Source organism: Belnapia sp., assembly GCF_059504005.1.
The window spans coordinates 17,140-43,581 of the sequence record NZ_JCACHU010000134.1 but is presented as its reverse complement, the minus strand read 5'-3'; the positions used below and the strand labels follow the sequence as shown (position 1 = coordinate 43,581).

22 protein-coding genes are annotated in these 26,442 nt (G+C 71.6%); 14 read left to right on the top strand and 8 right to left on the bottom strand.

Annotated elements, in window-relative coordinates; genetic code table 11:
- The 8 genes from AC5JJ1_RS18020 (at position 1) to ligA (ending at position 10,404) form a co-directional block, all read left to right on the top strand.
- The gene (locus tag AC5JJ1_RS18020; protein ID WP_495786488.1) at positions 1–894 is read left to right on the top strand and encodes a cell division protein FtsQ/DivIB; all 894 of its coding nucleotides are present in this window, start codon (positions 1–3) and stop codon (positions 892–894) included.
- On the top strand, positions 891–2,186 hold the full coding sequence (gene ftsA / locus AC5JJ1_RS18015; RefSeq protein ID WP_495786487.1) for a cell division protein FtsA: 1,296 nt from the start codon (positions 891–893) through the stop codon (positions 2,184–2,186). Before AC5JJ1_RS18020 ends, ftsA begins: the two co-directional genes overlap by 4 nt.
- A 112-nt stretch (positions 2,187–2,298) precedes the next feature.
- A complete protein-coding gene (gene ftsZ / locus AC5JJ1_RS18010; RefSeq protein WP_495786486.1) occupies positions 2,299–3,804 on the top strand; it encodes a cell division protein FtsZ in 1,506 nt (501 codons plus the stop codon).
- Positions 3,805–4,059: 255 nt separating this feature from the next.
- Entirely contained in the window at positions 4,060–5,040 is a 981-nt protein-coding gene (lpxC, locus tag AC5JJ1_RS18005) for a UDP-3-O-acyl-N-acetylglucosamine deacetylase (RefSeq protein ID WP_495786485.1), read from the top strand.
- A 74-nt stretch (positions 5,041–5,114) separates the two neighbouring features.
- The gene (locus tag AC5JJ1_RS18000) at positions 5,115–5,984 is read left to right on the top strand and encodes an outer membrane protein assembly factor BamD (RefSeq protein WP_495786484.1); all 870 of its coding nucleotides are present in this window, start codon (positions 5,115–5,117) and stop codon (positions 5,982–5,984) included.
- A 111-nt stretch (positions 5,985–6,095) separates the two neighbouring features.
- Positions 6,096–7,775 (top strand): DNA repair protein RecN, encoded by a 1,680-nt coding sequence (gene recN / locus AC5JJ1_RS17995; RefSeq protein ID WP_495786483.1) that lies wholly within the window; start codon positions 6,096–6,098, stop codon positions 7,773–7,775.
- Between the two features lie 5 nt (positions 7,776–7,780).
- Entirely contained in the window at positions 7,781–8,245 is a 465-nt protein-coding gene (locus AC5JJ1_RS17990) for a GNAT family N-acetyltransferase (protein ID WP_495786532.1), read from the top strand.
- A complete protein-coding gene (ligA, locus tag AC5JJ1_RS17985; protein ID WP_495786482.1) occupies positions 8,242–10,404 on the top strand; it encodes an NAD-dependent DNA ligase LigA in 2,163 nt (720 codons plus the stop codon). Before AC5JJ1_RS17990 ends, ligA begins: the two co-directional genes overlap by 4 nt.
- Positions 10,405–10,450: 46 nt before the next feature.
- Here ligA and AC5JJ1_RS17980 read toward each other — a convergent pair whose 3' ends face one another.
- A complete protein-coding gene (locus AC5JJ1_RS17980; RefSeq protein ID WP_495786481.1) occupies positions 10,451–12,223 on the bottom strand; it encodes an aminopeptidase P family protein in 1,773 nt (590 codons plus the stop codon).
- Positions 12,224–12,396: 173 nt separating this feature from the next.
- Between AC5JJ1_RS17980 and AC5JJ1_RS17975 the strand changes: the two genes are divergently transcribed.
- A complete protein-coding gene (locus AC5JJ1_RS17975; protein ID WP_495786480.1) occupies positions 12,397–12,675 on the top strand; it encodes a DUF1127 domain-containing protein in 279 nt (92 codons plus the stop codon).
- A gap of 14 nt (positions 12,676–12,689) precedes the next feature.
- On the opposite strand, the gene AC5JJ1_RS17970 is transcribed toward AC5JJ1_RS17975, so the two are convergent.
- Both AC5JJ1_RS17970 and AC5JJ1_RS17965 read right to left on the bottom strand, forming a co-directional pair.
- The gene (locus tag AC5JJ1_RS17970; RefSeq protein ID WP_495786479.1) at positions 12,690–13,577 is read right to left on the bottom strand and encodes a 50S ribosomal protein L11 methyltransferase; all 888 of its coding nucleotides are present in this window, start codon (positions 13,575–13,577) and stop codon (positions 12,690–12,692) included.
- Positions 13,577–15,856, bottom strand: a complete 2,280-nt coding sequence (locus tag AC5JJ1_RS17965; RefSeq protein ID WP_495786531.1) for an ATP-dependent helicase — start codon at positions 15,854–15,856, stop codon at positions 13,577–13,579. Before AC5JJ1_RS17965 ends, AC5JJ1_RS17970 begins: the two co-directional genes overlap by 1 nt.
- Before the next feature lie 626 nt (positions 15,857–16,482).
- On the opposite strand from AC5JJ1_RS17965, the gene AC5JJ1_RS17960 reads away from it, so the two are divergent.
- Together AC5JJ1_RS17960 and AC5JJ1_RS17955 are read left to right on the top strand one after the other, a co-directional pair.
- Complete coding sequence (locus AC5JJ1_RS17960; RefSeq protein WP_495786478.1) at positions 16,483–16,629, top strand: hypothetical protein; 147 nt, start codon at positions 16,483–16,485, stop codon at positions 16,627–16,629.
- A 128-nt stretch (positions 16,630–16,757) separates the two neighbouring features.
- Positions 16,758–18,965 carry a carbohydrate-binding domain-containing protein gene (locus AC5JJ1_RS17955; protein WP_495786477.1) on the top strand — a complete coding sequence of 736 codons (2,208 nt, stop codon included), beginning with the start codon at positions 16,758–16,760 and terminating at the stop codon, positions 18,963–18,965.
- A gap of 34 nt (positions 18,966–18,999) precedes the next feature.
- On the opposite strand, the gene AC5JJ1_RS17950 is transcribed toward AC5JJ1_RS17955, so the two are convergent.
- On the bottom strand, positions 19,000–19,479 hold the full coding sequence (locus AC5JJ1_RS17950; RefSeq protein ID WP_495786476.1) for a DUF2171 domain-containing protein: 480 nt from the start codon (positions 19,477–19,479) through the stop codon (positions 19,000–19,002).
- A gap of 50 nt (positions 19,480–19,529) precedes the next feature.
- A complete protein-coding gene (locus tag AC5JJ1_RS17945) occupies positions 19,530–20,342 on the bottom strand; it encodes a phytanoyl-CoA dioxygenase family protein (RefSeq protein ID WP_495786475.1) in 813 nt (270 codons plus the stop codon).
- Between the two features lie 121 nt (positions 20,343–20,463).
- On the opposite strand from AC5JJ1_RS17945, the gene AC5JJ1_RS17940 reads away from it, so the two are divergent.
- Positions 20,464–21,432 carry a Bug family tripartite tricarboxylate transporter substrate binding protein gene (locus tag AC5JJ1_RS17940; protein ID WP_495786474.1) on the top strand — a complete coding sequence of 323 codons (969 nt, stop codon included), beginning with the start codon at positions 20,464–20,466 and terminating at the stop codon, positions 21,430–21,432.
- Here AC5JJ1_RS17940 and metF read toward each other — a convergent pair.
- Positions 21,419–22,375, bottom strand: a complete 957-nt coding sequence (gene metF, locus AC5JJ1_RS17935; RefSeq protein ID WP_495786473.1) for a methylenetetrahydrofolate reductase [NAD(P)H] — start codon at positions 22,373–22,375, stop codon at positions 21,419–21,421. The two genes, AC5JJ1_RS17940 and metF, sit on opposite strands and share 14 nt — an antisense overlap.
- Positions 22,376–22,576: 201 nt before the next feature.
- Here metF and AC5JJ1_RS17930 point away from each other — a divergent pair, with 201 nt between their 5' ends.
- The gene (locus AC5JJ1_RS17930; RefSeq protein WP_495786472.1) at positions 22,577–23,401 is read left to right on the top strand and encodes an MlaA family lipoprotein; all 825 of its coding nucleotides are present in this window, start codon (positions 22,577–22,579) and stop codon (positions 23,399–23,401) included.
- A gap of 18 nt (positions 23,402–23,419) precedes the next feature.
- Positions 23,420–24,064, top strand: a complete 645-nt coding sequence (locus AC5JJ1_RS17925; protein WP_495786471.1) for an MlaC/ttg2D family ABC transporter substrate-binding protein — start codon at positions 23,420–23,422, stop codon at positions 24,062–24,064.
- A gap of 31 nt (positions 24,065–24,095) precedes the next feature.
- Here the strand turns inward: AC5JJ1_RS17925 and AC5JJ1_RS17920 are convergent, their stop codons facing one another.
- Entirely contained in the window at positions 24,096–24,620 is a 525-nt protein-coding gene (locus tag AC5JJ1_RS17920; protein ID WP_495786470.1) for a GNAT family N-acetyltransferase, read from the bottom strand.
- Between the two features lie 7 nt (positions 24,621–24,627).
- Complete coding sequence (gene ettA / locus AC5JJ1_RS17915) at positions 24,628–26,307, bottom strand: energy-dependent translational throttle protein EttA (protein ID WP_495747743.1); 1,680 nt, start codon at positions 26,305–26,307, stop codon at positions 24,628–24,630.
- Positions 26,308–26,442 lie beyond the last annotated feature (135 nt).

Sequence of the window (26,442 nt, the reverse complement as noted above, 5' to 3'; positions counted from 1 at the left end):
ATGCCGCGTCCCCCTCGCAGCAAGGCGCCGGTGCGGCGCAGCAAGGCGGAGGCGACGCCTTCGCGGCCGAGCCGGCTGCGGCTGTGGCTGCGGCGGCGGCGCGGGCTGCTGCGGCCGGCCGGTCTCGCCATCGGCATCGGCGGCCTGCTGACGGCGGCGGCGCTCGGGACAATGGCGGCCGATCCCTATGGGCGGGTGACCGCGCTCTGGGATGGGGCGGCGGAGATCGCCGGGAATGCCGGGCTCACCGTGCAGGAGGTGGTGCTCGAGGGCAGCCGCAACACGCCGCCCGACCTCGTCCTCGAGGCGCTCAACATCCGCCGCGGCGACCCGATCCTCGCCTTCGACCCGCAGGTGGCGAAGGAGCGGCTGGAGCTGATTGCCTGGGTCAGCTCGGCGCATGTCGAGCGGCACCTGAACGGCACGATCCGGGTGCGCATCACGGAGCGGCAGCCCTTCGCCATCTGGCAGCGGGACGGCCGCTTCTCGATCATCGACGAGAAGGGCGAGGTGGTCGCCAACGAGAATGTCGGCGCCTTCGGGCGGCTGCCGCTGATCGTCGGCACCGGCGCGAACCGCATGGCGCGGCCGATGGTCGCCCTGCTGAAGACGGTGCCGGAGGTGCAGGACCGGACGCACGCGCTGGTGCGCGTGGCGGAGCGGCGATGGAACCTCCGCCTCAGGAACGGCGTCGACGTGCTGCTGCCGGATGGGCAGGAGGCGGCGGCGCTGGCGCGGCTCGCCGAGCTGCAGCAGAAGCAGGGGCTGCTCGACCGGCCGCTGGCCTCGATCGACCTGCGCCTGCCGGACAAGCTGGTGCTGCGCCTGCCCTCGCAGGCGGCGCCGGCGGCGCCGGAGCCCAGCGTGCAGCGGGTGAGGAGTGGGCGCGGATGAACCAGCTCGTTCGCCTCGGCCATCACGAGGGGCTGCCGGCGCAGGGGCGGCGCCGGCGCGGCGCGCGCAGCGGCGTCTTCGGCGTGCTCGACATCGGCACGACCAAGATCGTCTGCGTCATCGCGCGAATCGAGAATGACGGCGAGCCGCGGGCGCTCGGCTTCGGCTGGCAGCGGGCGCGCGGCATCAAGGGCGGCAACATCGTCGACCTCGAGGAGGCCGAGCGCGCCATCCGCGCCGCGGTCGGCCAGGCGGAGGAGATGGCGGACACCCAGCTGAAGGGCGCCATCGTCAACCTCTCCTGCGGCCAGCCGGAGTCGCGGCAGCAGAACATCCAGTGGCCGATCGGCGGGCGGGCGATTACCGAGGCGGATCTGCGCGCCATCATGGGCGAGGGGCGCCGGCGCAGCGCCGAGGACGGGCGGGAGACGGTGCATGCCTTCCCGCTCGGCTTCACTGTGGATGCGACGCCGGGCGCCGAGGACCCGCGCGGGATGATCTGCGAGAGCTTGGCGGCGAAGCTGCACATGGTCGATGCGGCGCAGGCCTCGCTGCTCAACCTCGGCGCGACGCTGCTGCGCTGCGACCTCGTCGTCGAGGAGCTGGTCTCGGCGCCCTTCGCGGCGGGGCTGGCCACGCTGGTCGAGGACGAGAAGCAGCTCGGCGCCACGGTCATCGACATGGGCGGCGGGACGACGAGCATCTCCGTCTTCGCCGAGGGGCACCTGCTGCACACGGCGCAGATCCCGGTCGGCGGCTGGAACGTCACCAACGACCTGGCCCGCGGCCTCTCCACGCCGATCGCGCATGCGGAGCGGCTGAAGACGCTTCATGGCGGCGTGCTCGGCGCGCCGGACGACGAGCGCGAATGGCTTCCCGTGCCGCAGGTCGGCGAGGAGGAGGACCAGATCGCCCGCATCCCGCGCGCCATGATCATCGGCATCATCCGGCCGCGGCTGGAGGAGACCTTCGAGCTGGTGAAGGACCGGCTGGAGGCGGCCGGCCTCAGCCAGGAGATGGGGCGGCGCGTGGTGCTGACGGGCGGCGCGAGCCAACTCGTCGGCGTGCGCGAGCTTGCCGCGCGCGTGCTCGAGCGGCAGGTGCGGCTCGGCCGGCCGCATCCGGTGCGCGGCCTACCGGAAGCCGCAGCGGGCGCCGCCTTTGCCGCGCCGCTCGGGCTGCTGGCCTGGGGCGCGGGCGAAGGACGGCCGCTGCTGGAACTGATGCCGGGGCTCGAACGTCCTGCAAGTGGATTCCGCCGACTCGTCAACTGGCTGCGCGATCTCGCATGAGCCTGTCGATGAAAATTCTTTTGTGGATAACCGGGGCGAATCGCGGCGGCGCGGCGATGGCCCGGTGCACGAATCGTCGCTCTCGTTTACGTTGCCGCGAGGAGATCCCCGCATGACCCTCAACCTCACCCTGCCCGTTGTCCAGCACACGGATTTCAGCCCGCGCATCACCGTCATCGGCGTCGGCGGCGGCGGGACGAATGCTGTCAACAACATGATCGCCATGGGCCTCGAAGGGGTCGAGTTCGTCGTCGCCAACACGGATGCGCAGTCGCTCGTGCATTCGAAGGCGGAGAAGCGGGTTCAGCTCGGCCCGCATCTGACGCAGGGTCTCGGCGCCGGCGCGAAGCCGGAGATCGGCCGCGCCGCCGCCGAGGAGGCGACGGAGGAGTTGGCGCGGCATCTCGACGGCTGCCACATGGTATTCATCACCGCCGGCATGGGCGGCGGCACGGGCACGGGCGCGGCGCCGGTCATCGCCCGCATGGCGCGCGAGCGGGGCGTGCTGACGGTCGGCGTGGTGACGAAGCCCTTCGACTTCGAGGGGCCGAAGCGCAAGCGCGCCTCCGAATCCGGCATCGAGGAGCTGCAGAATTTCGTCGACACGCTGATCATCATCCCGAACCAGAACCTGTTCCGGATGGCAACCGAGCGCACTACCTTCGCCGAGGCCTTCAAGCTGGCGGACGAGGTGCTCTATGACGGCGTGCGCGGCGTCACCGACCTGATGATCAAGCCGGGCCTGGTCAATCTCGACTTCGCCGACATCCGCACCGTCATGGCGGAGATGGGCAAGGCAGTGATGGGCACCGGCGAGGCCGATGGCGACGACCGCGCGGTGAAGGCGGCCGAGCGCGCCATCAGCAACCCGCTGCTCGACGATGCCTCGCTGCGCGGGGCGCGCGGCGTGCTGATCAACATCACCGGCGGCTACGACATGACCCTGTTCGAGGTCGACGAGGCCGCCAACCGCATCCGCAAGGAAGTGGACGAGGATGCGCAGATCATCTTCGGCACTTCGGTGGAGGAGGACCTGAACGGGCGGCTGCGCGTCTCGGTCGTCGCCACGGGCATCGATGCGCAGCAGGCGCAGGTGGCGGCGCCCGTGGCCGTGCAGGCGGCGCCTGTCGCCGCGGCGGCGCCGCAGGCAGGGCTGACCATGCTGCCGGGCGGCCGCCCGGGCCGGCCGGCGGCGACGGCCGGCCTCGCGCCGGGGGTGGCCACGCCGGGTGCTCCGCGCGTCGCCGCGATGCGCGGCGGGGCGCTGCGGGCGGCGGCGGTGGCGCCGGCCCCGGTGGCGCAGGCGGCCACCCCGGCTCCCAACCTCCAGGTCATGGTCCAGCCGGAGGAGGCGGCGGCCCCTGCCCCGGCCATCCCGCCGATGGCGGCGGCCCAGCCGGCTGCCGTGCCTCAGGCGCCGGCGCCGGGCGGCTTCGGCGGCCTGTTCCGCCGGGTGACCGGCGCGGCCCAGAGCGGCATGCGGCGGACACTGGCCGAACCTACCCCGGCGCCGGTCGCCCCGCGGCTCGACCAGCCGGCGCCGCAGCGCCCGGCCGAGGCGCCGCAGGGCCAAGTGGATTTCGAGATTCCGACCTTCCTCCGCCGCCAGTCGAACTGACGCCGAATCCGAATCCGTCGCCCGCAGCGGGCCGCCCTGACCGGGGCTGCCCGTTTCGCATTCGTGGCCATCACGGGTTACGTGTGCGATGTGCGCCGCAAAAGACGCGCACTATCAAAGGGTTATGGCGTAATATGAGGTAATAAGGCTTGACTCGCGGATCCCAGGTGCCGGTGCCAGGTATTGACCTGGGCAGAAGCCCTCATGATGTCCCGGCCGCCCTGTCTTGGGTCCGGGCTTTCGACAGGGGTAGGCATGGACGGATACTTCCCGCTTGAGACAGGTCGCCGCCGGACGCTGAAGGCCGCCATCGGCTGCGTCGGCATCGGCCTGCACAGCGGCAAGCGCGTGAGCCTGACCCTGCGCCCGGCCGAGGCCGGGGCCGGCATCCGCTTCCGCCGCACCGATATCGGGGTCGAGATCCCGGCCCTCTTCGACCATGTGGTCGACACGCGGCTCTGCACCGCGCTCGGCCTGGCCGATGCGCCGGAGGCGCGGGTCGGCACGGTCGAGCATGTGATGGCGGCGCTGGCCGGCTGCGGCGTCGATGACGCGATCGTCGAGCTGGACGGGCCGGAAGTGCCGATCCTCGACGGCTCCGCCGCGCCCTTCGTCTTCCTGATCGACTGCACGGGCCTCGTCGCCCAGGCCGGGCTCGGCCTGCCGGAGGCGGTCGAGGTGCTGCGGCCGGTGCGGGTGCAGGAGGGCGAGGGCCCGGATGCCGCCTGGGCCATGCTGGAGCCGACCGGCGGCGACCGGCTCGAGGCGGCGCTCACCATCGACTTCCCGGGCACGGCCATCGGCCGGCAGTCGCTCGAGGCGCGCATCTCCCCCCGCGAGTTCCGGGCGGAGCTGGCGGAGGCGCGGACCTTCACCCTGGCGGAGGAGGTGGCCCGGCTGCGCGCCGCCGGCCTCGCCCGGGGCGGCAGCCTCGCCAATGCGGTGGTGGTCGACGGGCCGCTGGTGCTCAACCCCGGCGGGTTGCGGCAGGCGGATGAGTTCGTGCGGCACAAGCTGCTCGACGTGGTAGGCGACCTGGCGCTGGCCGGTGCGCCAGTCCGCGGGCGCTTCATCGGGCACCGCTCGGGCCATGCGCTGAACAACAGGCTGCTGCGGGCGCTCTTCGCCGATCCGGCCAACTGGCGCGCGGTGCCGGGCTTCATCCTGCCGCAGGCGCTGCCGGCGCCGGTGGGCGAGTATGCGGCCATGCGGCAGCCGGCGATGGCGGTGGCCTGAGACGCGCCCCGGGTCCCTGTGGACCCGGGCGGCGGCGTGCTATAAGCCGGGCCCTCCCCTTCGACCGGTCCGTGATGATCCGACGCCTCCCTCCCCTGCTCTCCCTCTGGCTGGCCCTTGCGGCGCTGCCGGGCTGCTCGCTCTTCGGCAGCAACTGGGACGGCAAGCAATCGACCCTCACCACGGAGCGCCAGGCCACGGCGCGGGTCAACAACGTGCTCGACCGCTCGCCCGAGGGGCTCTACGCGGCGGGGATCGAGGCGCTGCAGGCACGGCGCTACCAGGCGGCGGTCGACCTGTTCGACCAGGTGGAGCGGGACCATCCGCTCTCGGCCTGGGCGACCAATGCCAAGATCATGTCCGCCTATGGCGAGTACATGCGCAACCGCTACACCGAGGCGCTCGGCGCGCTCGACCGCTTCATCCAGCTGCATCCGGCGCATCGCGACATCGCCTATGCCTATTACCTCCGCGCGCTCTGCTACTACGAGCAGATCGCCGAGGCGGACCGCGACCAGCGCACCACGGAACAGGCGATGGCCGCGCTGCAGGATGTAGTGAACCGCTTCCCCGACAGCGCCTATGCGCGGGATGCGCGCCTCAAGCTCGATCTCGGCCGCGACCACCTGGCGGGCAAGGAGATGAATATCGGCCGCTTCTACCAGCGGCAGAAACTCTACGGCGCGGCGATCGGGCGCTTCAAGAAAGTGGTGGAGGACTACCAGACCACCAACCATGTCCCCGAGGCGTTGCACCGGCTGACCGAGATCTACCTGACCCTCGGCCTGGTCGACGAGGCGAAGAAGACGGCGGCGGTGCTCGGCCACAACTTCCCCGGCAGCCCCTGGTACCAGGACAGCTACGCGCTGCTGGTGGACGGCGCGGCGCCGGCGCGGGGCGACCGGCCGGGCTTCGCGCGCCGGGCCTGGAACTGGATCTTCTAGGGCGGGTTCCCTTCGCCATGGCTCACGCAACCCGCTCCGCCTTGTTGGACAGGCGGGCAGATGCCTCCGGTCGGGTGGGTCCACCCGGTCGGAGCCTGCCCTAGCCGGCGCATGCTCGCCTCCCTGGCCATCCGCGACGTGGTGCTGATCGAACGGCTCGACCTCTCCTTCGGGGCCGGGCTGACGGTGCTGACCGGCGAGACGGGCGCCGGCAAGTCCATCCTGCTCGACAGCCTCGGCCTTGCCTGCGGGCAGCGGGCGGAGGCGGGGATGGTCCGCGCCGGTCAGCAGCAATGCTCGGTCGCCGCCGGCTTCATGCCGCCGGAGGGGCACCCCGCGCACACCATCCTCGCCGAACAGGACATGGAGGCGGAGGAGACGCTGGTGCTGCGCCGCACTGTGCAGGCGGATGGGCGGAGCCGGGCCTTCGTAAACGGCCAGCCCGTCTCGGTCGGGCTGCTGCGGCGGCTGGCATCGACGCTGGTCGAGGTGCAGGGGCAGCATGACCAAGTAGGGCTCGCCGACCCGGCGACGCATGCAGGGCTGCTCGACGCCTTTGGCGGGCTCGAGGGCCGGCGCAACGCCGCCGGCGCCGGCTGGCGGGCCTGGCGGGAGGCGGCGCGGTCCCTCGCCGCCGCCCGGGAGGCCATCGCGGCGGCGCAGCGGGACGAAGAGTTCCTCCGCCACGCCGTGCAGGAGCTTTCCGACCTGGCACCGGTGGAGGGCGAGGAGGAGGAGCTGTCGAAGGAGCGGCAGCGCCTGCAGCAGGGCGAGCGGCGGGGCGAGAGCATCGCCAATGCCCTCAGCGAATTGCAGCCGCGCGACCGGCGGCGCGGCGGGCCGGCGGAGGCGCTGCGCAACGCGGCCCGCGCGCTGGAGCGGCTGCCGCCGCCGAACGAGGAGGCGCAGGCCATCGTCGCGCTGCTCGGCGCCGCGCAGGATTCGCTCGCCGAGGCGGAGACTCTGCTGCAGCGGCTGATGCAGGAGGACGGGCCCGACCCGCGCCGGCTGGAGGTGCTGGAGGACCGGCTCTTCGGCCTGCGCGCCGCGGCCCGCAAGCATGGCGTGGCCGTCGTCGAGCTGCCGGCGCTGCTGGTCTCGCTGAAGGAGCGGCTCGGGGCGCTCGATGCCGGCAGCGGGCAAGTGGCGCGGCTGGAGCAGGCGGCGGGCGAGGCCAAGCGCGCCTACCTCGCGGCGGGCGAGGCGCTCTCGGCCGCGCGGCGCGAGGCGGCGGGGCGGCTGGAGCGGGCGCTCGCCAAGGAGCTGCCGCCGCTGAAGCTCGACCGGGCGCGCTTCTTCGTCGAGGTCGCGGCGCGGGAGGAGAGCGCCTGGGCGGCGGATGGGATGGACCGCGTCACCTTCCTCGTCGCCACCAATCCCGGGCAGGCGCCGGGGCACCTGCAGAAGATCGCCTCGGGCGGCGAGCTGTCGCGGCTGATGCTGGCGCTGAAGGTGGTGCTGGCGCGCGGCTCGCCGGTGCCGACGCTGATCTTCGACGAGGTGGATGCCGGCATCGGCGGCGCCACGGCGGCGGCGGTCGGCGAGCGGCTGGAGCGTGTGGCCGAGCGGCTGCAGGTGCTGGTGGTGACGCACAGCCCGCAGGTGGCGGCGCGCGGGGCGCAGCAGCTCCGCGTCGCCAAGCAGGTGAAGGGCGAGCGGGCGACGACGGTGGTGGAACCGCTCGACAAGCGCGAGCGGCGCGAGGAGATCGCGCGCATGCTGGCCGGGGAGCGGGTGACGGATGCGGCGCGGGCGGCGGCGGACAGCCTGCTGACGGGCGGGTTGCTGTGATCCGCATGGCTCGGCCGGGCGACGAGGTGGCGCTGGCCGTCCTGGCCGAGGCGCTGAACCTCGAGGATGGCGAGCCGCTCGGCCACATCACCGCGGAGACGATGCGGCGGGACTTCCTGTCGGCCGATCCGGCCGGCTTCGCGCTGGTGGCGGAAGGCCCGGGCGGCGCCGTCATCGGCTATGCGACCGTGCTGCCCGGCTACGATTCGACGCGGGCCCTCCGCGGCAGCCATCTGGGCGACCTCTTCGTCCTGCCGGCGGAGCGGCGCCGGGGCGTGGCGCGAGCGCTGGTGCAGGCGGTGGCGGCGGAGACCCTGCGACGGGGCGGCGTGATGGTGCTGTGGACCTCCAAGCCAGGCAATGATGGCGCGGCCGCCTTCTACCGGCGGCTCGGCGCGGGCTCCGAGCCGCTGACGGCGTGGCAGCTGGACGGCGACGCCTTCGCCAGGGCGGCGGGAGGGCCCGCATGAGCCTGCGCGCCCGCCCGCCGGAGCAGCTGACGGAGGAGGAGGCCGCGGCCGAGCTTGCCGCCCTCGCCGCCGCGATCGCGGCGGCCGACATCGCCTATCACCAGCACGACGCGCCCGAGATCACCGATGCCGAGTATGACGCGCTGCGGCGGCGCAATGCGGCGATCGAGGCGCGCTTCCCCGAGCTGAAGCGGGGCGACAGCCCGAGCGAGGCGCCGCCAGGCGCGGCGCCGGCGGCGGGCTTCGCCAAGGCGCAGCACCGCACGCCGATGCTGAGCCTCGACAATGTCTTCGGGCCGGAGGAATTCGCCGAGTTCACCCGCACCATCCGCCGCTTCCTCGGCCTGCCGCCGGAGGAGGTGCTGCGCTTCGTCGCCGAGCCGAAGATCGACGGGCTCTCGGTCAACCTGACCTATGAGAACGGCGTCTTCGTCCGCGGCGCGACGCGGGGCGACGGCACGCAGGGCGAGGACATCACCCGCAACCTCGAGACGCTGCGCGAGGAAGAGTTACCGCGGCGGCTCGGGCCGGAGGCGCCGGCGCAGATCGAGATCCGCGGCGAGGTCTTCATGTCGAAGGCGGACTTCCTCGCATTCCGCGATGAGCAGGCGCGCCTCGCCGAGGAGCGGGAGCAGCGGCGCGAGCGCGGCGAGAAGGTGGGCCCCGAGATCCGCATCCCCGCCAATCCGCGCAACGCCGCGGCGGGCTCGCTCCGGCAGCTCGATCCGGAGGTGACGGCGCGGCGGCCCCTGCAATTCTTTGCCTATGCGCAGGGCGCGTCGAGCACGCCCGTCGCCGGCACGCATTGGGAGTACCTGGCGACGCTCCGGCGCTGGGGCTTCCGCGTCAACCCGCTCTCCGAGCTGCTGCCAGAGGAGCAGTCGGCGGAGGGGTTCCAGGCGCGGATGGGCGCGGGGCGGGCCGGGCTCGACTACGACATCGACGGCGTGGTCTACAAGATCGACCGGCTGGACTGGCAGTCGCGGCTCGGCTTCGTCGGGCGGGCGCCGCGCTGGGCGGTCGCCTGGAAATTCCCGGCCGAGCGGGCGACGACGACCCTGCTCCGCATCGAGATTCAGGTCGGGCGGACCGGCGCCCTGACGCCGCGGGCGGTGATGCAGCCGGTCAATGTCGGCGGCGTCATGGTGCAGCATGCGACGCTGCACAACGAGGACGAGATCGCGCGCAAGGATGTGCGCATCGGCGACACCGTCGTGCTGCAACGGGCGGGCGACGTCATCCCCCAGGTGGTCTCCGTCGTGCTCGAGAAGCGGCCGGAGGGGAGCGAGCCCTTCGCCTTCCCCGACCGCTGCCCGGCCTGCGGCAGCCATGCGGTGCGGCCGCCGGGCGAGGTGGTGAAGCGCTGCACCGGCGGCCTCATCTGCCCGGCGCAGACGGTGGAGCGGCTGAAGCATTTCGCAGCCCGCAACGCCATGGATATCGAGGGGCTCGGCGAGGAGAACATCCTGAAGCTCCACGAGGAGGGGCTGGTGCGGAGCCCGGCGGAGATCTTCCGGCTGGCACGGCATGCCGAGCGGATGCGCGGCTGGGAAGGCTGGGGCGCACGCTCCAAGCGGGCGGAGGAGTCGAGGAAGGTGACGAACCTGCTCGCCGCCATCGAGGCGCGGCGCGCGCCGCCCTTCGACCGCTTCATCTTCGCGCTCGGCATCAGGCGCATCGGCGAGGCCAATGCGAAGCTGCTGGCGCGGCACTACGGCACCCTGCCCGATTGGCGCGAGCGGATGCTGGCGGCACGCGTCATCGGCTCCGAGGCGCGGGAGGAGCTGGGCTCGATCCAGGGGATCGGGCCGGCGATCGCGCAGGAGCTGGTCGATTTCTTCGAGGAGGAGCGCAACCTCGCGGCGCTCGACGACCTGGCGCGCGAGGTCTCGCCGGTGCCGGTGGCGAGCGCGGCGGCCGAGGGCAGCCCCTTCGCGGGCAAGGTCCTGGTCTTCACCGGCACGCTCGAGACGATGACGCGGCCGGAGGCGGAGGCGCGGGCGGAGACGCTCGGCGCCAAGGTGACGAAGAGCGTCTCGGCGCGGACCGATTTCGTCGTCGTCGGCGCCGAGGCGGGCAGCAAGGCGAAGAAGGCGGCGGAGCTCGGCCTCCGCGTGCTGAGCGAGGCGGAATGGCGGGAGATGGCGGGGTTCGGCTGACCGGCCCGTCCTGACCCCGCCCGGGCCCCGTCGGAGGCGGCGGCGCTCAGCCAAGCGGGCGGCAGGCCTCCTCCAGCCAGGCCGAGGTGGCGGCGTCGCAGCCGGGGGCGACCAGGGCCAGCAGGCGGGCGTGATATGCGTCGACCCAGCCGCGCTCGGCGGGCGAGAGCAGGGCAGGCTCGATCAGGGCACGCGCATAGGGGGCGAGGGTCAGGGTCTCGAATTCGAGGAAGGGCTTGGTCTGGTCCGGCTGCTGCTCGGCCTCGCGGACGAGGAGGAGGTTCTCGATGCGGATGCCGTACTGGCCGGGCAGGTAGTAGCCGGGCTCGTCGGAGAGGATCATCCCGGCGGCGAGCGGCACGGGCTTCGCCGCGCGGCTAATGGAGGCAGGGCCCTCATGCACCGAGAGGAAGCTGCCGACGCCATGCCCCGTGCCGTGGTCGAAGTCGAGGCCGGCTTGCCAGAGGGCGCGGCGGGCGATGGCATCGACATGCGGACCGGCGACGCCCTTCGGGAAGCGCAGCGTGGCGAGGCCGATATGGCCCTGCAGCACGCGGGTGTAGCGGGCGCGGAGCGCCTCCGGGGCCGGGCCGGGGCCGGTCCAGAGGGTGCGGGTCACGTCGGTGGTGCCGTCCAGATACTGGGCGCCGCTGTCGGTGAGGTAGCACTCCTCCGCGCGGATCGGGCGGTTGCTCTCGGGCGTGACGCGGTAGTGGACGATGGCGCCGTTCTCCCCGGCGCCGCTGATGGCGGGGAAGCTCTCGCCCTGGAAGAGCGGCACCTCCCGGCGGAAGGCGAGCAGCCGTTCGGCGGCGCTGATCTCCGTCTCGCGCCCGGTCGGCGCCTCACGGGCGAACCAGGCGAGGAAGCGGGCGAGCGCCACCGCGTCGCGCCTGTGGGCGCTGCGGGCCCCTTCCCGCTCCACCGTGTTCTTGCAGGCGCGCGGCAGGCGGCAGGGGTCGTCGCCCGGGACGATGGTGGCGCCGGCCTCGCGCAGGCGGGCGGCGAACCAGGCGGGCGTCGCCTCCGGGTCGAGGCGGACCTGCTTCCCGGCCAGGCCGGCGAGGGCGGCGGGGAGTTCGGCGCGAGGCCGGACCACCACGTCGTTGCCGAGATGGGCGCGCGTCTCGGCCGGGACCTTGGCCGGGTCCATGTAGACCTCGGCCGAGGCATCGGCGCGGAGCAGGGCGAAGCCGAGGGCGAGCGGGGTGTGGTCCAGGTCGCCGCCGCGGATGTTCAGCAGCCAGGCGAGGGAGTGGGGGTCGGCGAGGATGGCGGCATCCTCGCCGGCGGCGCGCAGGGCCTCGGCAGCATTGGCACGCTTCTCGGCGGCGGCGACGCCGGCATAGCGCAGCGGGTGCGGCCGGGCCTCGGCCATGGGCAGGGCGGGGCGGTCGGCCCAGGCGGCGTCGAGCGGGTTGGCCGGGAGCGGGACGAAGACGAGGCCCGGGCGCTCGAGGCGGGCGAGCGCCGCCTCGGCATGCAGCCAGGGGTCGTAGCCGATGCGCCGGCCGGCGGCGTGCTCGGCGAGCCAGTCGGCCGCGGGCTGCTCGGTGATGTGGCGCTGCTCCCAGAGCGTCGTGTCGCTCTGCTGGGCGGCCTGGGTGGTGTAGCGGCCATCGGTGAAGAGGGCGGCGCGGTCCATCAGCACCACGGCGAGGCCGGCGCTGCCGGTGAAGCCGGTGAGCCAGGCCAGGCGCTCGCCGGGGGCGGGCACGTACTCGCCGAGATACTCGTCGGCGCGGGGGATGAGGAAGCCGTCGACCCCGGCGCGGGCGAGTTCGGCGCGGAGGGCGGCGAGGCGTTCGGCGGGTGTCATCGGCAATCCTCACGAATTGGTAAAGCAAAAATGCAGGGATTGCGGCGAAGCCCCGCATGAATCGCATGGCTCCGCTGTTGCCTTCGCACGAGCAACAAAACCGTTTCGAGCTTAATTGCTGCAGTGCGAAGCGAGACGGGAACGCCCGCCCCGCAAGGATTGGAACCGAGACAATGGACGCCCGCATGACCAAGGCGGAGGCAGCGCTGCTGCTCCCCCTGCCCCGCAACCCCGCCGCCGAGCAGATCGCCTCGCTGCGCGAGGCGGCCGGCCGCGCGAACCAGGCAGCCCTCCGCCGTAGCCTGGCCCGGATCGCGGATGCGATCTTCGGCTGGCCGGCCCGGGCCCGGCTGCGCGCCGAGCTGGCCGCGCTGTCCGAGCGCGAGCTGACCGATATCGGCCTGACCCGTGGCGATCTCGGCCGCGTGGCCCGCGGCGAGCTGACGCGCTAACCCACGGCGCATCGCTAGCGGCGCAGGACCAGGGTGGTCCAGGCGCCGATATCGATGCGCCGCTCCAGCCTGAGACCCTGGCGGCGATGCGCCGCCAGCACCATTCGCGCCTGGCTGCCGAGCAGCCCGGCGAGGATGGCGGTGCCGCCCGGCGCCAGATGCGCCGCCAGCGCATGCGCCATGGCGCAGAGCGGCCGCGCCAGGATGTTGGCGAAGATCAGCTCGTATTGCCGGCCCTGCATGGCCCGGCCCTTCCACCCATCCGCCAGGCGCGGATGCAGCAGGCGCTGCACGCCGTTCAGCGCCGCATTTTCCGCCGCGACGCGGACCGACCACGGGTCGATATCCGTCGCCAGCACGGGGCGTTTCAGCCATAGCGCCGCGGCCAGGGCGAGGATCGCCGAGCCGGTGCCGAGATCGAGGATCCGGCGCGGGCGGCGATGCGCCATCCCTTCGAAGGCCATGAGGCAGCCTTGGGTCGAGGCATGCTCGCCGCTGCCGAAGGCCAGGCCGGCATCCAGCCGCAGGACGATGCGGCCATACTCCGGCGGGTTCGGCAGATGGGTCGGGCGGATCAGGAAGCGGCGGCCGACCGGCGCCTCGGGGAAGCTCTCGATGGTGCGGGCGAGCCAGCCCTCGGCCTCGATCGGGCCGGCCTGCACGGCGGGCGGCTCGATGCCGGAGACGAGGGCGGCCAGCGCCAAGGCGCCTTCGAGTGCCTCCTCGCCGGCGCCGGCCTCGCGGACGCCTTCGAGTCGCCAGGTCTCGGCCGGCTCCTCGCGGAAGTAGGCGACCGTCGCGCAGACGGTCTGCAGGGCCGCCTCGAAGGCGGGAAGGGCCGCCTCGGGCAGGCCCTCGATCGCCAGCACTTCCAGCGGCTCGGTGCGGCGGCGGGAGAGCATCAGGCCCGCTCCAGGAAGCTGTCGAGCACCCGCTTGGGGTCGGATTTCTCGAAATCCACCTCGATGCGGTTGTCGTCCACCGCGGTCACCCGGCCATAGCCGAATTTCTTGTGGAAGACCCGCTCGCCGGGCTTCAGCGGCTGGGCATGGGAGGGGCGGGACTGGACTTCCCAGGCGCCGGCCTCGATCACCCGCGGCTTGCGGGCCTGGAGGCCGCCGGCACCGGTGAAGACGGAGGGCATCTCGGCCATGCGCTGGCGGGCCATGCTGGCGCTGCCCTCGCGCTGGATATGGTCGAGCGGCAGCTCGTCGAGGAAGCGGCTGGGGACGGAGGCGGACCAGTTGCCGTAGATGCGGCGGTTGGCGGCGGCCGAGATGATCGCCTGCTTGCGGGCGCGGGTGATGCCGACATAGGCGAGGCGGCGCTCCTCCTCGAGGCCCTTCTCGCCGCCCTCCTCCATGGCGCGGGCATGGGGGAAGAGCCCCTCCTCCCAGCCGGGGAGGAAGACGGTGTCGAATTCCAGTCCCTTCGCCGCGTGCAGCGTCATCAGCGAGAGGCGGTCACCGTCCGAATTCTCGTCATTCTCCATCACCAGCGCGACATGCTCGAGGAAGCCTGCGAGGCTCTCGAACTCGCCCAGCGCGCGGATGAACTCCTTCAGGTTCTCGAGCCGGCCGGGCGCCTCGGGCGACTTGTCCTGCTTCCACATCTCCGTGTAGCCGCTTTCGTCGAGCAGCGTCGCGGCGGTGACGACATGGCCCTCCTTGCCGAGGCCCCCGCGCCAGCGGGCGAAGCCGTGCATCAGCTCGGACAGCGCGGCGCGGGGCTTGGCGGTGAGGCTCGGCAGCAGGCGCTCCGCCGCGGCGGCGAGGGGGATGCCCTCGCCGCGGGCGAGCTCGTGCATGCGGCGCATCGCGGTGTCGCCTAAGCCCCGCTTCGGGGTGTTGACGATACGCTCGAAGGCGAGGTCGTCGGCCGGCTGGGCGAGGACGCGGAGATAGGCCATGGCGTCGCGTATCTCGGCGCGCTCGTAGAATTTCAGGCCGCCGATGACGCGGTAGGGCAGGCCGAGGGTGATCAGCCGCTCCTCGAAGGCGCGGGTCTGGAAGCCGGCGCGAACCAGAATGGCGATCTCAGCGAGCTTGTGGCCGCTGCGCTTCGCGGCTTCGATCCGCTCGCCGACCATCCGCGCCTCCTCCTCCGAATCCCAGAGCGAGACGACGCGCACCTTCTCGCCCTCGGCATCGTTGCGGCCGGTGCGCAGCGTCTTGCCGAGGCGGCCGCTGTTGTGGGCGATGAGGTGGGAGGCGGCGGCGAGGATCGGCTTGGTGGAGCGGTAGTTGCTCTCGAGCCGCACGACCTTGGCGGTGGGGAAGTCCTTCTCGAAGCGGAGGATGTTCTCGATCTCCGCGCCGCGCCAGGAATAGATCGACTGGTCGTCGTCGCCGACGCAGCAGATGTTGCGGTGCGACTGCGCCAGCAGGCGGAGCCAGTAGTACTGGACGAGGTTGGTGTCCTGGTACTCGTCGACCAGGATGTAGCGCAGGCGGCGGTTCCAGTCGGCCAGCACCTCGGGATGGGTGCGGAAGATCTCCGTCATGTGGAGCATCAGGTCGCCGAAGTCGCAGCAATTGAGGTCGCGCAGGCGGGACTGGTAGGCGGCGTAGAGGCCGCGCGCCTTGCCCCCGGCATAGTCGGTGTCCTCGACCGGCGTGACGCGCTCGGGCGAGAGGCCGCGGTCCTTCCAGCGCTGGATCTGACCCATCAGCCCCTGGGCGGGCCAGCGCTTGAGGTCGATGCCGGCGGCCTCCATCACCTGCTTCAGCAGGCGCAGCTGGTCGTCGGTGTCGAGGATGGTGAAGCCGCTGGTCAGCCGCACCAGCTCCGCATGGCGGCGGAGCATGCGGGCGCAGAGCGCATGGAAGGTGCCGAGCCAGAGGCCCTCCGCCGGCTGGCCGAGGATGGCCGAGACGCGCTCGCGCATCTCCCGCGCCGCCTTGTTGGTGAAGGTGACGGCCAGCACTTGGCCTGGCCAGGCGCGGCCGGTCTTCAGCAGGTGGGCAAAGCGCGTGGTCAGCACGCGGGTCTTGCCGGTGCCGGCGCCGGCCAGGATCAGCACGGGGCCGTCGAGGGTCTCGACCGCCTCCCGCTGCTCGGGGTTGAGGCGGGCGAGGTAGTCATCGCCGGGCGAAGGGGGGTGGGGGAGTGGTGCGGACACCCCCCTAGCTATAGAACCTCGGGCGAGCCTCTCCAACCGCGACGGCGCCTCCGAGCTCATCCCCTGGCCTTTCCGCGCCTCCTCGACCGGTTCGCGCCATGGCACGGCGCTGCTGGCGCCGGGCATCCTCGCCGGGATCGCCTGCGGGCCGGTGGCGGCGGCGATACCGGGCGGACTGAGCCCGGCGGTCACCCTGTTGATGACGCCCGTGCTGCGCAGAATCGACCTGGCGCGGAGCCTTGCCTGGCTGCGGCGGCCCTGGCCGGTGGCGGGGCTTCCGGCCGGGGCGCTGCTCGCCTGCCCGCTGGTCGCTCAGGAGGCGGCGGCGCTGGACGGGCCGCTTGGGGCGGGCAGGGTGCTGCTGGCGGCACGCTGCGCGGCAGCGACGGCTCCGGCGGTCGCACGGCTGAATGGGTTGGATGCGGAGATCAGCCTGTGGCGGCGCTGGTGCCTTTCCTCCCGCTGGTGCCCGGCTGCTGGGGATCGACCTCACCATCACCATCCCCAGGCTGGTGCTCCGGCTGGGGCTGGTGACGGGCCTGCCGGCGCTTCCCGGGCCATGGTGTTTGGAGGCCATGGGCCGGTCGGCCGATGGGGTGGCGCTGGCCCCGTTGGCAACCTCGGGTTGAATAGGCGAACGGCGCTACCTCTCTAGCCGGCCAGGTCGCGGCTGGCGCTGGCGGGGCATGCTGACGGGCAACCGGAACCGGGTGCTCCTCCTCACCGTGCTGCCGGCGGCGGCCGGCCCCGGCGTGCTGCTGTTCTTCGCAGTGGGCCAGGTGTCGATGGTTCCCAGCCCCCCTTCCTTCTCCGCCGGGCATACCGGCCGCTGATGTTACCCCCGTTGCAACTCACATAGTTCGTTGCGTGCCATCTCAGTTTTCTGTTTGACGCTGAAATCAACTTCTAGTTGTATTCGGCAACCGGGAACGCCTCTCGGTTGTCAGCAGCGAGAAGGTCCATGGCCGTTATCACGGGTACCTCCTTCAACGATACGCTCAAGGGTAGTGCCGACGCCGATACGATCACCGGCGGCTCCGGGGCCGACACGATGACGGGCGGTGCCGGTGCCGACACCTTCGTCTTCAAGACGGGCGACGGGGCGGATTTCATCACCGACTTCCAGCTCGGCGTGGACCGGATCTCCATTGCCAGCCCCAGCTACACCCCCTGGATCTACCAGACCTCCGTCAATGGGATTTACGGCACCAGCATCGTCTACAACGGCTCCTGGTCGGACTCAGTCTTCCTCGCCGGCATCACCAACGTGAAGCTGGAATGGCTGACCAACCCGGCGCTGGTGCCGGCGGCAAGTGTCGCGCAGACGGTCTTCAACCCGGTATCGCTCACCGCCGGCACGGGGCCGGACAGCCTGGTGCTGAAGATCACCCAGGACCAGTGGCAGGGCAGCGCGCAGTACACAGTGAAGGTCGACGGCGTGCAGATCGGCGGCACCTTCACCGCCTCCGCCCTGCGCGGCTCCGGGCAGTTCGACACCCTGACGCTGAAGGGCGACTGGACGGCAGGCACCCATAGGGTCGAGGTCAATTTCCTCAATGACGGCTGGGGCGGGACGAGCGACTCCGACCGTAACCTCTATGTCGAGAGCGCCACCTATGCGGGCGCGGCGGTGACGGGGGCGAGCCTCAACCTGAGCCGCACCGGGGCGCAGAGCTTTTCCTTCGTCGAGCAGCCCCCGGCGGACCCCTTCCCGCCGAAATTCCTCACCGCGGGCGCGGGGCCGGACAGCCTGGTGCTGAAGGTCAGCCAGGACTACTGGAGCGGCAGCGCGCAATACACGGTCAAGGTCGACGGCGTGCAGATCGGCGGAACCTTCACCGCCTCCGCGCTGCACAGCAAGGGACAGTACGACACGCTGACGCTGAAGGGCGACTGGGCGGCGGGCACGCACAAGGTCGAGGTGGCCTTCCTCAACGACGGCTGGGGCGGCTCCGTGGCGCAGGACCGCAACCTCTATGTCGACGGCGCGAGCTATGGCGGCGCCAACGTCGCGGATTCGAGCCTCTTCCTGGGCTCGACCGGCGCGAAGAGCTTCTCCTTCTTCGAGGCGCCGCCCCTGTCCGACAACCTCAACCTGACCGGCACCCCGGGCAACGACGTGCTCACCGGCAAGCTCGGCGCCGACACCATCAACGGCGGCGCCGGCAACGACACCATCACCGGCGGGCTGGGCAACGACGTGCTGACCGGCGGCACCGGCGTCGACGTCTTCGTCTTCAAGCCGGGCGACGGCGCCGATGTCATCACCGACTTCAAGCCCGGCGAGGACCGCCTCTCCATCGCCACCGACGGCACCTTCGCGGTCTGGCAGGAGGCGGCGACGGTCAACGGCATCACCGGCACGCTGGTGCATTACGGGCCGGGCTCGGGCGACACGGTGATGCTGGCCGGCGTCAGCGGCGCCTGGATGAACACGCTGGTCGACCCGACCTGGACCTATGCAGCGGCGCCGAAGACCGGCGAGTTCGGCGGGCTCATCTTCCAGGACGAGTTCAGCGGGACCAAGGTCGACCCGACCAAATGGCCCATCAGCTACGGCGGGTCCAGCTACTGGAACGGCGCCTTCCGCTGGGACAACTCCGAGGTCAGCGTCGGCAACGGGATGCTCAACATCGGCATCACCAAGCAGGCCGACGGAAGCTGGGCGGCGGGCGGCCTCTCGACCACGCCGAACCAGTGGAACCCGGGCTTCGCCTTCACCTACGGCAAGGTGGAGATCATGGCGAAGATGGGCGCCGAGGTGACGGGGATGGGGCCGGTCTTCCTGCTCTGGCCGGCGGCGCAGGGCGTCTGGCCGCCGGAGCTCGACATCCTCGAGACGCCGAAGGGCGACGGCATGGTCACCCAGCACTGGGCCGACCCGAAGACCGGCGGCGACATCTACGAGAGCCACAACTACGACATCGACCTGACGCAGTGGCACGTCTACGGGCTGGAATGGACGCCGACCCGGGTGACGATGACCGTCGACGGCCAGGCGATCCACACCTACACGCAGAACATCCCAAACCAGAAGATGACGGTCGGGCTCCAGGGCCATGTCGGCTCGCCGGCGGATACCTGGTATGGCGGCGTGCCGGGGCCGAACGTGCCGGGCCACTACGACATCATGGTCGACTTCGTCCGCGTCTACGACTGGAACGGCTGACGGCGGGGGGCTGCCCTGGCGGCAGCCCCTTCCCTCAGAGATCCGGGTCGCCGCGCCCGCTCGGGTCCATGTTCGGGTCATGGGCGATGCCGCCGCCGCTGCCCTGGCTATGGGCGGCGGTGCCCCCGGCCCCGCCGCCCTTCGGCGCCATGGTGCCGCCGCCATGGATGTTGCCGCTGGCGCCGCCCTCCATCGGCGAGACGCCGGTGCGGTCGGGCCGGGCGATGCCGGCCTCGTCGGTGGCGGCGCTGCCCTCCTCCATGTCCTCGGGCGACTGGCCGCTGACCACCATGGCGCGGGCCTGCTGGGCGGGCATGGTAAGCCAGACCCGGTTGCCCTCGACCATGCGGATGGCGCCGAGCGGGACATGGTGGTGATGCTGGCCGCTGCCGTCCGGGTCGTCCTGACGGGTCAGCTTGATGTGGCCGCGCTCCATGCGGTCCACGGTGCCGACATGCACGCCATCGGCACCGACCACTTCCATATGCGGGCGAATCTCGCCGGACTCCGACATTCCTGCCTCCCTCTGCTGAGGCAGGAACGGCCGAGTGGGGTGCGGGATGCCTAGTCCGCCGCCTGCTTCCAGCGCCGGGCGTAGTCGGTCAGCGCATCGGCCGCCACCGGCTCGATCGGGGTGAAGTCGCGGTGGGCGATCCAGTCCGGCCGGGTCGGGCTGCGGATGTGGTTCGAGACGGCGTTGAGCGTCAGGTAGACGATCTTCCGCGGATAGGGGGTGATGTTCGGCGCCGAGCCATGGACGAGGTTGCCATGGAACATCAGCACCCCGCCGGGCTTGCCGGTCGGGGCGACGATGCCGCCCTCCTGCACCAGCCGCGTCACCATCGCGTCATCGAGGGTCCAGAGCGGGTAGGAGGTGGTGGAGGTGTCGTGCCCGGCCTCCAGCGTGCCATGCGCCTGGCTGCGCGGGATCAGCATGAGCGGGCCGTTGATCGGCATCACCTCGTCGAGGAAGACGGCGATGTTCATGGCGCGGGGCTCGGGCATGCCGTCGTCGCGCTTCCAGGTGCCGTAGTCCTGGTGCCACTGCCAGACATCGCCGGTGAAGGCGGCTTTCGCGTTGATCTTGAACTGATGCATGTAGAGCTGCTCGCCGAAGATTTGCTCCACCGGGCCGATCAGCCGGGGGTGGGCGCCGAGCAGGCGGAAGGCCTCGTTGAAGGTGTGGGCGGCGAAGGCGGTGCGCGGTGCGCCCGACTTCTCGCGCCAGATCTCGGGCCGGTTCTCGGCATAGATCGCCTCCGCCTCGCGGGCGAGGACAGCGACCTCCTCCGGGCTGAAGGTCTCGGGGAGGAAGAGCCAGCCCTCCTCCTCGAATTGGCGGAGTTGTTCCGCGCTCAGCGGGCCTTGCTGCTGCATCGCCGTTTCCTCCTTGGGCGTTGTGCAGACTGTAGGCCGGGCCGCGCCCGGTGCTCAAAGCCTTTCGGGCGGCGGCGCCGGGCTGCAGGATCGGGCATCGACGCCAGAGGAAGGTACCGCCATGCCGCACCCGATCCCCCGCCGCCCGCTGCTGGCGGCGGCGCTCGCCCTGCCGCATCTGGCCCGGGCCGAGACCTGGCCGGCGCGGCCGGTGCGGATCGTCATCTCCTGGCCGCCGGGGGGCGGGGCGGACATCCCGATGCGGCTGGCCGCGCCCGCGATGCAGCAGGTGCTAGGCCAGCCGCTGGTGCTGGAGAACCGGGCGGGGGCGAGCGGCTCGGTCGGGGCCGGGGTGGTCGCGCAGGCGGCGCCGGACGGCTACACGGCGTTGGCCGACACCGCGGCGGGGGCGGTGAACGACCTGCTGATCCCGGGCCTGCCCTACGACTTCGCCACGGCGCTGGTGCCGGTGAGCCAGATGGTGAAGTCGCCGCTCGTCTGCGTGGTGCGGCCGGACCATCCGGCGCGGGACCTGCAGGGGCTGCTGGCGCGGCTGCGCTCGGCGCCGGGGCAGATCCCCTACGCCTCCTCCGGCGTCGGAACGGCGACCCACCTGGCGCCGGCCATGCTGCTGCGGCAAGCGGGGGTCACGGCCAACCATGTCTCCTACCGGGGCGGGGCGGCATCGGTGGCGGGAATCTTGGCCGGGGACGCGGAGTTCGTCTTCTCCACCCTGCCCCAGGCGGCGCCGCTGGTGATGGAGGGACGGCTGCGCGGCATCGCCGTCACCACCATCGAGCGGCTGGCGAACCTGCCGGCGGTGCCGACGGTCGCCGAGCAGGGCTTCCCTGGCTTCGACCTCTATGACTGGCTCGGCCTCTACGCGCCTCGGGGGACGCCGGGACTGGCGATCGGCAGGCTGGCCGAGGCGGCCGCCGCCGGCATGCGGGACCCGCAGGCGGTAAGGCGGCTCGGCGAGATCGGCATGATCCCGGTCGGCAGCAGCCCGGCCGAATTCGCCGCCTTCTTCGCCGGGCAGCGGCAGCGGATGGGGGACCTCATCCGCGCCGAAGGGATCAGGGTGGAGTGACGGGCCGAGGCCGGGCGCCCAGGATATGGGCGATGGCGTAGACGAGGTCCGGTCGGTTCAGCGTGTAGAAGTGGAACTCGTCCACGCCGTTGGCCTGGAGCAGCCGCACCTGCTCGGCGGCCAGCACGACCGAGACCATCCGGCGCGTCTCCGGGTCCTCGTCCAGCCCCTCGAAGAGGCGGCCCATCCAGTCCGGCACGCCGGCGCCGCACATGGCGGAGAACTTCTTCATCTGGTTGAAGTTCGAGACCGGCATAATGCCGGGGACGATCGGCAGGGTGATGCCGGCCGCGGCGCAGCGGTCGAGGAAGCGGAGATAGGTCTCGGAATCGAAGAAATACTGGGTGATCGCCCGGGTCGCCCCGGCATCGATCTTCCGCTTCAGGTTGTCGAGGTCGTGGTCGTGGGAGAGCGCCGTCGGATGCGTCTCCGGATAGGCGGCGACGCTGATCTCGAAGGGAGCGATGCGGGCGAGGCCGGCGACCAGGTCGGCGGCATAGGCATAGCCCTCGGGATGCGGCTCATAGCGCTCGGCGCCGGCGGGCGGGTCGCCACGGAGCGCCACGATGTGGCGGACGCCGGCGTCCCAGTAGCGCCGGGCGACCTCGTCCACCTCGCCGCGGGAGGCGCCGACGCAGGTGAGGTGGGCGGCGGGCGTCAGGCCCGTCTCCTGCACGATCCGGGCGACCGTCGCGTGGGTACGGGCCTGGGTGGTGCCGCCGGCGCCATAGGTGACGGAGACGAAGCGCGGGCAAAGCGGCTCCAGCCGGCGGATGCAGGACCAGAGCTGTGCCTCCAGCGCATCGGTCTTCGGCGGGAAGAACTCGAAGGAGAGTTTCGGCGGCGGCATCTCCGCGAAGTTCGGCAGCCCACCGAAACGGGGGCCGGTCAGCCAGCGTTGCAGGGTTCCCTGCGGTGGAATCTCGGGGAGGGCGTGGTCCATAGGGCCTATCTGCCCCTCCCCGGTCACCTTCGCAAGCGTCACATGATGTCATGGTTCGGGGCATTATCGGTTACACCCGGCCGATGCTATAGGGGACCAGATGGCGGGCCGGCCGGCATGGCATGGGGATGCATGGCATCCTGCCGACCGATCCCTGCCTGCACCGCAACCATGCCAAGACCGATGAGGGCAACCGGACAGATGCGTCAGCCGAACAGACTTCGCCTTTCCGGGGCCCGGACCGTCCTGGCGGCGCCCCTGCTGGCGGTCGTGCTGCTGGCCGGCTGCGCCACCCGGCCGCCGGCCTCCGACCCGGAGGCGCTCGCCGAGTACCGCCAGAACAACGACCCGGCGGAGCCGACCAACCGCCGGCTCTTCGCCGTCCACCAGGCGATCGACCAGTATGCGCTGCGCCCGGTCGCGGTCGGCTACCGCGCCGTGGTGCCGCAGCCGGTGCGGACGGGCGTCCGCAACGTACTCGGCAACCTCCGCACCCCGGTGATCCTCGCCAACGACATGCTCCAGGGCGAGTCGCGCCGGGCGGGCGACACGCTCGGGCGCTTCGTCATCAACTCGACGCTCGGCGTCGGCGGCATCTTCGACGTGGCCGAGAGCTGGTTCGGGGTCCGCGGGCATTCCGAGGATTACGGCCAGACCCTGGCCCGCTGGGGCGTCGGCGAGGGGCCATTCCTCTTCATCCCCGTGCTCGGCCCCTCCAACCCGCGCGACCTGGTCGGCTTCGGCCTCGGCATCGTCTCCGACCCGCTGAGCTGGTTCGGCCAGGGCGCGGTGGTGGACGGGCTGGTCTATGGCCGCGCCGGCGCCACCGTGGTCGATACGCGGGAGAGCCTGATTGAGACGCTCGACGAGGTGAACCGCACCTCGCTCGACCCCTATTCCACCCTGCGCAGCGCCTACCGCCAGCGCCGGGCCGCCGAGATCAGGAACGCCGGGGAGGTCGCGCCCGCGGCCGCCGGCGGCACGGGCTTCGGCGTCGGCACCGGCATGGACCAGCAGCGCAGGTAACGCCGGTCCGGGAGACAGATGACCATGCATGACTTCGACCGCCGCACCCTGCTCGGCGCGGCCCTCGCCCTTTCCGCGGCGGGCCTCGCCGGGCCGGCGCTGGCCCAGGCCGATATCGGCCGCGCCTCCAACTTCATCCAGACCACCGGCCAGGAGTTGGTGGCCGCGGTCAACGACCAGACGCGCGACGTCGCGGCCCGCCGGCAGCGCGTCGCCGCCATCCTCCGCCGCGCCGTCGACGTGGAGGGCGTCGGCCGCTTCATCCTCGGCCGCTGGTGGCGCCAGGCCTCGCCGCAGGAGCAGCAGGAGTACATGAAGCTGTTCGAGGAGACGCTGATCCGCAACCTTTCCGCCCGCTTCGGCGAGTATCAGGGCGTGCGCTTCTCGCTCGGCCGGACGCAGCAGCGGACGGAGGAGGACGTGCTGGTGAACACCGTCATCGAGCGGCCGAACACGGCGCCCTTCTCGCTCGACTGGCGCGTGGCAGAGATCGGCGGGCAGCCGAAGATCGTCGACGTGATCGCCGAGGGAACCTCGCTGCGGCTGACCCAGCGTAGCGAGTATTCCAGCGTGATCCAGCGCAACAACGGCTCGGTCGCCGCGCTGCTGCAGGCGATGCGCGGGCAGATCCAGCAGCTCGCGCAGCGGGAGCAGGGGCGCTGAGCCCGCGCGGCCCGGGATTGACCCCCGGGCCTTACCTGCAGCTCTCGTAGACGATCATGCGGCGCCCGCGATAGTCGAAGGCGTCGCATTCCGTCATGCCGATATCCGCCAGCACATGGCGGGAGGCATCGTTGCCCTCCCAGGCGACGGCGATGATGCGGGCGAGGCCGGCGCGGTGGCCGAAATCGAGCCCGGCCTTCGCCGCCTCCCGCGCATAGCCACGGCCGCGGCATTCGGGCCAGAGGGCGAAGCGCAGCGCGACGCCGCGACCGTCCGGGCGCTCCATCAGCCCGGAGATGCCGAGGAAATCGCCGCTCTCGCTGTGGAAGACGCACCAGGTGCCGTAGCCGCGCTGGGCCCAGAAGGCGATGTCGTCCTCCAGCTCCGCGCGCGTTGCCGCCTCCGTGCGGATGCCGTGCAGCATCAGCTCGAAGACGCGCGGGTCGGCCTTCAGCCGGACGAGGTCCGACAGGTTCTCCTTGCCCGGCGGCGCGAGGGTGAGCCGCGCCGTGCAGACCAGCCGCGCCGGCAGCGGCACGGGATGCGCATGGCCCATGCGGGGCCTACCGGGTCAGCGGGCGGTACTTGATCCGGTGCGGCTGGTCGGCCGCGGCACCCAGGCGGCGTCGCTTGTCGGCCTCATAGGCCTGGAAGTTGCCCTCGAACCACTCGACATGGCTGTCGCCCTCGAAGGCGAGGATGTGCGTCGCCAGCCGGTCGAGGAACCAGCGGTCGTGGCTGATGATGACGGCGCAGCCGGCGAAGTCGGCCAGCGCCTCCTCCAGCGCGCGCAGCGTGTCGACGTCGAGGTCGTTAGTCGGCTCGTCGAGCAGCAGCACGTTGTGCGGGTTCTTCAGCATCTTCGCCAAGTGCACGCGGTTGCGCTCGCCGCCCGAGAGCACGCCGACCGGCTTCTGCTGGTCGCCGCCCTTGAAGTTGAAGGCGGCGCAATAGGCGCGGCTCGGCACCGTGCGCTTGCCCATGGTGATCTGATCCTGGCCGCCGGAGATCTCCTGCCAGACGGTCTTCTTGTCGTCGAGGCTGTCGCGGCTCTGGTCGACATAGCCGAGCTGGACGCTCTCGCCGACCGTCATGGTGCCGCTGTCGGGCTTGTCGACGCCGGTGATCATCTTGAACAGCGTGGTCTTGCCGGCGCCGTTCGGGCCGATGACGCCGACGATGCCGCCAGGCGGCAGCTTGAAGGACAGGTCGTCGATCAGCAGGCGGTTGCCGAAGCCCTTGCGGATGGCGTCGGCCACGATGACGGTATTGCCGAGGCGCGGTGCAGGCGGGATCTGAATCTCGGTCGGGTCGGGGGCGCGGTCCTGGCTGCGGAGCAGCAGCTCCTCATAGGCCTGGATGCGGGCCTTCGACTTCGCCTGGCGGGCGGAGGGGCTGCGGCCGATCCACTCCTGCTCCTCGGCGAGCTGGCGCTGGCGGGTGCTCTCCTCCTTCTCCTCCTGGGCGAGGCGCTTGCGCTTCTGCTCGAGATAGGCGGAGTAGTTGCCCTGGTAGGGGATGCCCCGGCCGCGATCGACCTCGAGGATCCAGTTGGTGACGTTGTCGAGGAAGTAGCGGTCGTGCGTCACGATCAGCACGGCGCCGGTATAGTCGCGCAGCGTCTTCTCCAGCCAGGAGACGCTCTCGGCATCGAGGTGGTTGGTCGGCTCGTCGAGCAGCAGCATCTCCGGCTTCTCGAGCAGCAGCCGGCAGAGCGCCACACGCCGCCGCTCGCCGCCCGAGAGGGTGGTCACCGGGCTCTCGGCGGGCGGGCAGCGCAGCGCGTCGAGCGCGATCTCGACGGTGCGGTCGATCTCCCAGCCGCCGCCGGCATCGATCTTCTCCTGCAGGTCGGCCTGTTCCGCCAGCAGGTCGTTCATCTTGTCGTCCGACATCTCCTCGCCGAAGGCGAGCGAGATCTCGTTGAAGCGGTCGAGATGCGCCTTCATCTCCTTGAAGGCGAGCATGACGTTCTCGCCGACCGTGAGGTCGGGCTCGAGATGCGGCTCCTGCGGCAGGTAGCCGACGCGCACGCCCTCGGCCGCCCAGGCCTCGCCGCCGAATTCCTTATCCTGCCCGGCCATGATGCGCATCAGCGTCGACTTGCCGGCGCCGTTCGGGCCGAGCACGCCGATCTTCACATCCGGCAGGAAGGACAGGGTGATGCCTTTGAAGACCTCGCGCCCACCCGGATAGGACTTGGTCAGGTCTTTCATCACATAGGCGTACTGGTAAGAGGCCATGAGCATCGGTCCTGCGGGGGCGTTCGGCCCTGGGTTCTAGCGCCAGGGACGGCCCAGGGAAAGCGGCGTGGAAAGCGGCGGCGCCTCGGGGCGAGGCCGCAATATCATTCGAGTGTCATTCCGCCAGGCGGGCCA

What these genes read in the sequence shown, in the direction of transcription:
- AC5JJ1_RS17990 (WP_495786532.1), top strand. Translation starts at nt 7,781, where the DNA reads ATGGCTCGGCCGGGCGACGAGGTGGCGCTGGCCGTCCTGGCCGAGGCG.
- AC5JJ1_RS18000 (WP_495786484.1), top strand. Translation starts at nt 5,115, where the DNA reads ATGATCCGACGCCTCCCTCCCCTGCTCTCCCTCTGGCTGGCCCTTGCG.
- AC5JJ1_RS17930 (WP_495786472.1), top strand. Translation starts at nt 22,577, where the DNA reads ATGCGTCAGCCGAACAGACTTCGCCTTTCCGGGGCCCGGACCGTCCTG.
- lpxC (WP_495786485.1), top strand. Translation starts at nt 4,060, where the DNA reads ATGGACGGATACTTCCCGCTTGAGACAGGTCGCCGCCGGACGCTGAAG.
- AC5JJ1_RS17945 (WP_495786475.1), bottom strand. Translation starts at nt 20,342, where the DNA reads ATGCAGCAGCAAGGCCCGCTGAGCGCGGAACAACTCCGCCAATTCGAG.
- AC5JJ1_RS17940 (WP_495786474.1), top strand. Translation starts at nt 20,464, where the DNA reads ATGCCGCACCCGATCCCCCGCCGCCCGCTGCTGGCGGCGGCGCTCGCC.
- AC5JJ1_RS17975 (WP_495786480.1), top strand. Translation starts at nt 12,397, where the DNA reads ATGGACGCCCGCATGACCAAGGCGGAGGCAGCGCTGCTGCTCCCCCTG.
- AC5JJ1_RS17960 (WP_495786478.1), top strand. Translation starts at nt 16,483, where the DNA reads ATGCTGACGGGCAACCGGAACCGGGTGCTCCTCCTCACCGTGCTGCCG.
- recN (WP_495786483.1), top strand. Translation starts at nt 6,096, where the DNA reads ATGCTCGCCTCCCTGGCCATCCGCGACGTGGTGCTGATCGAACGGCTC.
- AC5JJ1_RS17980 (WP_495786481.1), bottom strand. Translation starts at nt 12,223, where the DNA reads ATGACACCCGCCGAACGCCTCGCCGCCCTCCGCGCCGAACTCGCCCGC.
- ftsA (WP_495786487.1), top strand. Translation starts at nt 891, where the DNA reads ATGAACCAGCTCGTTCGCCTCGGCCATCACGAGGGGCTGCCGGCGCAG.
- AC5JJ1_RS18020 (WP_495786488.1), top strand. Translation starts at nt 1, where the DNA reads ATGCCGCGTCCCCCTCGCAGCAAGGCGCCGGTGCGGCGCAGCAAGGCG.
- AC5JJ1_RS17965 (WP_495786531.1), bottom strand. Translation starts at nt 15,856, where the DNA reads ATGAGCTCGGAGGCGCCGTCGCGGTTGGAGAGGCTCGCCCGAGGTTCT.
- ligA (WP_495786482.1), top strand. Translation starts at nt 8,242, where the DNA reads ATGAGCCTGCGCGCCCGCCCGCCGGAGCAGCTGACGGAGGAGGAGGCC.
- AC5JJ1_RS17950 (WP_495786476.1), bottom strand. Translation starts at nt 19,479, where the DNA reads ATGTCGGAGTCCGGCGAGATTCGCCCGCATATGGAAGTGGTCGGTGCC.
- AC5JJ1_RS17920 (WP_495786470.1), bottom strand. Translation starts at nt 24,620, where the DNA reads ATGGGCCATGCGCATCCCGTGCCGCTGCCGGCGCGGCTGGTCTGCACG.
- ftsZ (WP_495786486.1), top strand. Translation starts at nt 2,299, where the DNA reads ATGACCCTCAACCTCACCCTGCCCGTTGTCCAGCACACGGATTTCAGC.
- ettA (WP_495747743.1), bottom strand. Translation starts at nt 26,307, where the DNA reads ATGGCCTCTTACCAGTACGCCTATGTGATGAAAGACCTGACCAAGTCC.
- AC5JJ1_RS17955 (WP_495786477.1), top strand. Translation starts at nt 16,758, where the DNA reads ATGGCCGTTATCACGGGTACCTCCTTCAACGATACGCTCAAGGGTAGT.
- metF (WP_495786473.1), bottom strand. Translation starts at nt 22,375, where the DNA reads ATGGACCACGCCCTCCCCGAGATTCCACCGCAGGGAACCCTGCAACGC.
- AC5JJ1_RS17925 (WP_495786471.1), top strand. Translation starts at nt 23,420, where the DNA reads ATGACCATGCATGACTTCGACCGCCGCACCCTGCTCGGCGCGGCCCTC.
- AC5JJ1_RS17970 (WP_495786479.1), bottom strand. Translation starts at nt 13,577, where the DNA reads ATGCTCTCCCGCCGCCGCACCGAGCCGCTGGAAGTGCTGGCGATCGAG.